Annotated in this window: 7 protein-coding genes; 2 read left to right on the forward strand and 5 right to left on the reverse strand. The window is 50.0% G+C overall.

Features of this window, described 5'->3' with window-relative positions:
- The 5 genes from RMO84_RS19550 to RMO84_RS19570 all read right to left on the reverse strand — a co-directional run.
- On the reverse strand, positions 1–339 hold a 339-nt coding region (locus RMO84_RS19550), incomplete at its 3' end, for a DUF456 domain-containing protein (protein WP_310490108.1).
- An 86-nt stretch (positions 340–425) separates the two neighbouring features.
- The gene (locus RMO84_RS19555) at positions 426–713 is read right to left on the reverse strand and encodes a YggT family protein (protein WP_310490109.1); all 288 of its coding nucleotides are present in this window, start codon (positions 711–713) and stop codon (positions 426–428) included.
- A gap of 133 nt (positions 714–846) precedes the next feature.
- Positions 847–1,215 carry a hypothetical protein gene (locus tag RMO84_RS19560; RefSeq protein ID WP_310490110.1) on the reverse strand — a complete coding sequence of 123 codons (369 nt, stop codon included), beginning with the start codon at positions 1,213–1,215 and terminating at the stop codon, positions 847–849.
- 73 nt (positions 1,216–1,288) lie between these two features.
- The gene (locus RMO84_RS19565; protein WP_310490111.1) at positions 1,289–1,732 is read right to left on the reverse strand and encodes a ferredoxin; all 444 of its coding nucleotides are present in this window, start codon (positions 1,730–1,732) and stop codon (positions 1,289–1,291) included.
- Positions 1,733–1,768: 36 nt separating this feature from the next.
- Positions 1,769–3,469 carry a protein kinase domain-containing protein gene (locus RMO84_RS19570; RefSeq protein ID WP_310490112.1) on the reverse strand — a complete coding sequence of 567 codons (1,701 nt, stop codon included), beginning with the start codon at positions 3,467–3,469 and terminating at the stop codon, positions 1,769–1,771.
- A 432-nt stretch (positions 3,470–3,901) separates the two neighbouring features.
- On the opposite strand from RMO84_RS19570, the gene rppA reads away from it, so the two are divergent.
- On the forward strand, positions 3,902–4,603 hold the full coding sequence (gene rppA, locus RMO84_RS19575; protein ID WP_310490114.1) for a two-component system response regulator RppA: 702 nt from the start codon (positions 3,902–3,904) through the stop codon (positions 4,601–4,603).
- Positions 4,604–4,687: 84 nt separating this feature from the next.
- Positions 4,688–5,536 (forward strand): sulfurtransferase, encoded by an 849-nt coding sequence (locus tag RMO84_RS19580; RefSeq protein ID WP_310490113.1) that lies wholly within the window; start codon positions 4,688–4,690, stop codon positions 5,534–5,536.
- Positions 5,537–5,693 lie beyond the last annotated feature (157 nt).

The following is a 5,693-nucleotide window of genomic DNA, read 5'->3' on the forward strand; positions in this document are numbered from 1 at the left end:
AAACAAGCCCACCAGGGGGCCGCCAACAGGTAACGCGGGTAACAGCCCAATGAATCCGAGCAATAAGCCGACGATCGAACCGATTTGACCCCAATGACTAGCTCCAGCCTTTTGCGCGCCGACAATGGCGGATAACTGCTCGATCGCAAAGCACATCGCCAAGACCACGCTAGAGACAATCAGGGTAATGTTGGCATTATCCCACCCATATAACAGTCCTGCGCCGATCGACGCACCCAAAATCAAAATCGGCCCAGGCATCACTGGGACTACGGCTCCTACTACCCCGACTACAGTCGTCAGCAGTAGGGCAACATAAATTAGTGTTGTAGTTGTCACGGTGGCGGGGAATTAGGATTAATTTCGCTGATTGCAGTCAGTCTGATGAAGCTCGGTTTAGTAGCCCAGCGACCTTGAGCTTCTGGCTAGAATCCTGATAATGCAGGAGCGAGTGTTGATAGAGCCTGCATCGCAAATTGCAATGCGAAGATAGCGATGATGGGTGACAGATCGATCGACCCTAGCGGCGGCACGAAGCGGAACAGATTGAGATAGGGGTCGGTAACTGGACTGAGAAAGCCGACGATTTGCTGCATCCAATCAATGTTGGGAAACCAGGTCAGCAGCAGCCGCACAAAAATGATGACTAAGTAAATATTCAAAAAATTTGAGATGCTGACAATTAATAGAGGCGCGATCGCGGCGTTGTTCATAAAAATTAGTGGATGGGCAAAAACCTGTTTGTTGCAACCATTTTAACCGATCGCCTGGCGATTATGGCTTGTCCGGCATACCGTACTAACCGACTCAGCCATCCCACCAGCCAGATCGCTCAATAGAGTTGAGCTAGCTGAGGACATCGGTTGAGGGTCGATCTTTGATTTCTTCAGGCAGCGGTGTGACAGATTCGTCGATCGTCTCCTCCGTGACATTGCCGATCGACGATCTCACCGAATCGATGGCGTTATTTAAGTCGCTAATTTTCCGATCGAGACTCTGGCGGGCTAGCTCCATCCGATCGAGCGTCGTCCGACTGCGGCTGGATTTAAAAGGTCTTCTGTCGCCATTTGCACCTGATAATCTGCCCCGCTCGGCTTCTGAAGCGATCCGATTGGTACGGCGATCGACGATCGTTGCGCCGACGATGCCACCAACGATGCCGCCAACTAGGGTGCCCAACCAAAAGCCACCGCTAAATCCATCCCGATTACTCATCCGACCGAACCCTCACTACTAAATTTACTATTTTAATTAATTATCTATCAACCGATCGCTTTTCATCGGAAATTTAGCTAGTCGTCATTGGCTGGACTAAAAAAGCATATTCGGTCACGATTCGATCGCCCAATAAATGCTCTTGAATAATCCGCTCGATGACTGCTGGGGTGGCCGAATGATACCAAACACCGTCGGGATAAACAACTAGGATCGGGCCGTGGTGACAGACGCGCAAGCAATTGGCTTTAGTGCGAAAGGTACAACCATTGGGGGCATCGGGTAGATCGAGTTTTAATTCTTTGAGGCGAGTTTTGAGATAATCCCAGGCAGCCAAGCTCTCAACCTTACCGCAACACAATGGTTTGGTTTGATCCGCACAAATTAAAATGTGACGGGCAAGGCGATCGAGTCCGAGACTGGCAATTGATTTGGCAAACAGCCGATCGTCGTTGGCGTAGCCTCTCTGCGCAGGCAGACGCTTCGCGAACGGAACGAGAATCGATTCATTCTCCATAATTGTCGCGATTGGATTTCGAGTGGGGAGCGATGTCTACCTAGCGACTGGTGCGGGTGCGGTTGGAGTAGTCGGAATGGGTGCGGTCGAAGTTGGTGGTGTCGAAGCCGCGCCTGGGGCGGGTGCGGTTACTGGTGCTGAAGCTGACATGGCAATCTCTAGCTTGTAGTTGCTACTAGCGGCACCTGGCAGCGGGACGATTTCGATCCGATACTCGCCAGCGAGCGGGAGATTGCCCTCCCAGTTGAGGGTATTTTTGGCGTAGACATCGACATTTGCTTGATTTGGAGCCAAGATATTCATTGTCGCTCCGGCAGGCGTGCTGGCCAATGTGGCGCGGAGTTTGTGGCCGACGGGTAGAGTCATGCTAAACACGGTCGGCTGCCCTGGATTGAGTAACCCTTCTTTGACGATCGGTTTACCCACTTCTACAGCGAGAGCTTCGGCAGCACTCGCGATGGGGGCTGTGGTGGCATTCGGTGTCGGCGATGGCACGGAACTAGCTACGGTTGCTGGGGACTGAGGAGTGGCAGTATTGGGGTCGGTGGGATTAGTAGCTGGCGGTGGTGATGTTTTAGAATCACTATTGGTGGTCATCATCGATCGACTAATCAAAAAGATCGGGAGCACGAGAAATATCAGTGCGGCGGCGGCGGAACCCAGCGCAATGCCCCAGGGTGAATTGAAGATGCCTCGGAGTGGATTGTGCTGTTGTGGCTCGTTTCTGAGTGGATATGAGGCTCTTTTGTTGCCAGCAACCGGCTTAGAACGCGATAGTGGTACAGCAGCTTCGCGATTGGTGACAAATGCTGGTTGACTGGGAGTGTTCCCCGATTTGGTGGAGGGAACGTAAGTGCCATCAGGCGGCAAATCAGTAGTGCCAGCCCCGACGAAATCCGAAACCGAGCGCAAGGCTTGCGCGACTTCGGTAGCTGATTGGTAGCGATTGTTTGGTGCCCGACTCAACATTCTATTTAAGATTTTGGCAAACCAAGGGGTGAGCGTCGGTACCCACTGGTGCCATTTCCAGGTCATCGTACTCTTATCGATCAGACTTTCGGGCTTGCGTCCAGTCATCATCACGACTACCGTCACCGCGAGGGCATAGAGATCGCTATTGGCGTAAGCTTCGCCGGTTTGGAGTTGTTCGCCTGGAGCGTAGCCAGCTTTACCAACTGTCGTCCCTTGATGAATTTGAGTCGAGACTTCGAGTTGGGTAACTCCAGCTTTAACGACGCCAAAATCAATCAAAACTGGCAACCGATCGCGATCGCGAAAAATAATATTATCGGGAGAAATATCGCGATGAATGATGCCCATATTATGAATGTGCGTGAGCACTGGCAACATATTTTGGAGAAAATCGACTGCCTCCGCTTCATTAAAAGTGGTGCTATTTTTAAGCCTGTCGCTCAGCGTCTTCGCCACTGTTTTGCCTTCGGCATACTCCTGCACCAGGAACAGCCGCCGTTGTTCTTCAAAGTTCGCTCTAAACTTGGGAATTTGAGGATGATCGATCTGATATAAGACTTGAGCTTCGCGCTGAAATAGCTCCTTGGACTTCTTCATTGCGTCGCGACCGCGATCGTTGGGGCTAAACTCTTTGAGGACGCACATCTCATCAAAACAGCCAGTGTCTTGAGCTAAGTAAGTACGACCAAAGCCACCCTGACCTAATACTTTGGTCACGCGGTAACGCTGTTGAAGCAATGTTCCCGATGGAATTGGTGGTTGCATAACCCAAACTTACGCCTTGAACGCAGGAGAATATAGAAAAATCTTATCTAAGTTGCCGATCTGTACGCACCGTGTTGGAGATCGAGCAGTCGATCTAGTTTGCGGTACCGATCGCCGTTAATCGGAGATATCATTAGTCTCAATGGCACATAATCCCTTGGTCAAACAATAAATATCTCGCAAAATTTTAGGCAGTCTGACTTTACAATTATAGTTCCATAATATTTGAGTCAAAAGATCGATTAATTTAAATTTCGATAAATTTGGCAAGAGGGCTGAATCGATCGCGCGAGTATATATTAGATAGATATCGAATAGACTCGTTGGCGTAGCCTCTCCATGGGGAGAATTGTCGATAAGTTACACCGCTTACCGCTCTTATCATACCCTTGCATCCGGCAGGATCGTTCATCTGTGCTTGATAAACTTCAAATCAAAATTTTGCTAGTCGATGACGAGCGCGCCCTGACAGAACCATTGAGTCGGCGATTGACGAAAGAAGGATATGCTGTCGATATTGCGATTGATGGTCGAGTTGGCAGCGAGCTAGCCAGTGGTGGCAATTACGATTTGTTGATTTTAGATTGGATGTTACCCCATTTAACTGGCTTACAAATTTGTCAACAATTACGCGATCGCGGGGATGCTACTCCCGTGTTATTTCTCACTGCTAAAGATACCCTCGACGATCGCGTGCTGGGTTTAGATGCAGGTGCAGATGACTACTTGGTCAAACCGTTTGAGTTGCGAGAATTGCTAGCGAGAGTGCGCGCGCTGCTCCGCCGCGTCCAGGTTGTCGATCCCCCACCAGATCGAGTCCAGCTGCGAGTTGACGATTTGGAGTTGGATTTAGATAATCAACTTGCGTATATACAGGGCAAACGGATCGAACTTTCGGAAAAAGAAACTCAATTACTCGGATATCTGATGCAGCATGCGGGACAAGTCCTCACCCACGATCGCCTGCAAGCCCATCTGTGGGGCGAACATGCCGCACCGAGTAGTAATGTTTTAGCCGCATTAGTGCGACTGCTCCGCCGCAAGCTGGAAGTCCCAGGCTCGCCAGAATTGATTCAGACAGTGTATGGCAAAGGTTATCGGATCGGCAATCGAACTCTAGTCGATCGGGCATGACACAAACCCAAGTAAAAGATCTCAAATGGGTTCTATAGTTTTCCCTAAAGCCTAAAGCCCAATATCTAAAGCCTAATTCCTAACATGCTTACTTCACCCCTTGTCACCGTCGATTGGCTGCATCAACAATTGGCCGCGAAACCCGCTCTCGATCTCCAGATTGTCGATTGTCGGTTTGCCCTCAGCGACCCCGAACTGGGGAGAAACCAGTATGAAACCGCACACATTCCGGGTGCTAACTATTTAGATTTAAATCGCGATTTGTCCAGTCCGATTGGCCTTCATGGCGGCAGACACCCACTACCAGACGATCGCGTCTTGGGAGCTAAACTAGCGGCGATGGGGATTAATTCGGAAACCCTCGTAGTTGCTTACGATGATTCGCGCTTTGGCTTTGCAGCTAGATTATGGTGGCTATTGCGCTACTACGGACACGATTCTCCAGGGGAGAGGCTACGCCAACGCGTGGCATTGTTGGATGGTGGTTATCAGAGTTGGGTCAAAGCTGGTTATCCTACTACAGACAAGCTGCCAGCAGTAGTTACCCCAGGTAACTTTCAGCCCCAAATTCGGACAGATTGGATCGTAGATATCGAGCGAGTCAGAGCGATCCAAAATTCACCCGCTCATCTGCTCATTGATTCCCGCGAACCCGATCGCTATCTGGGCAACAGCGAACCGATCGATCCGATCGCCGGACATATCCCTGGTGCGGTCAATTATCCCTGGCAAGACGTCTCTACCCCTGAAGGCTACGCTGTGTCGATCGAAGCCCAACAACAACGCTGGCAAGCTATTTCCCCCGATTTAGAGCCGATTGTCTATTGCGGTTCGGGAGTCACAGCTTGCGTCAATTTACTCTCACTGGAGTTGGCAGGAATTAAAGGTGGCAAGTTGTATCCAGGCAGTTGGAGTGATTGGATTTCTTATTAGCTTGGAGCGGGGAGTTAGGGGTAAGTTTAGAGTGTTGGTAAATAGTTGCCAAACACGGCTGGAAACTGAATCACTTAATCCTCTCAATTCTTATAACTCTTAGTTTTCAAATACTGGTCATAAGTATCCCTCGATCGATACTCAAATCCACAACTAA

Origin of the sequence: Chamaesiphon sp. VAR_69_metabat_338 (assembly GCF_031423935.1) — a bacterium.
GTDB lineage: Bacteria > Cyanobacteriota > Cyanobacteriia > Cyanobacteriales > Chamaesiphonaceae > Chamaesiphon.

Coding starts and splice junctions, on each gene's coding strand:
- RMO84_RS19555 (WP_310490109.1), bottom strand. CDS start 713: ATGAACAACGCCGCGATCGCGCCTCTATTAATTGTCAGCATCTCAAAT.
- RMO84_RS19560 (WP_310490110.1), bottom strand. CDS start 1,215: ATGAGTAATCGGGATGGATTTAGCGGTGGCTTTTGGTTGGGCACCCTA.
- RMO84_RS19565 (WP_310490111.1), bottom strand. CDS start 1,732: ATGGAGAATGAATCGATTCTCGTTCCGTTCGCGAAGCGTCTGCCTGCG.
- RMO84_RS19570 (WP_310490112.1), bottom strand. CDS start 3,469: ATGCAACCACCAATTCCATCGGGAACATTGCTTCAACAGCGTTACCGC.
- RMO84_RS19580 (WP_310490113.1), top strand. CDS start 4,688: ATGCTTACTTCACCCCTTGTCACCGTCGATTGGCTGCATCAACAATTG.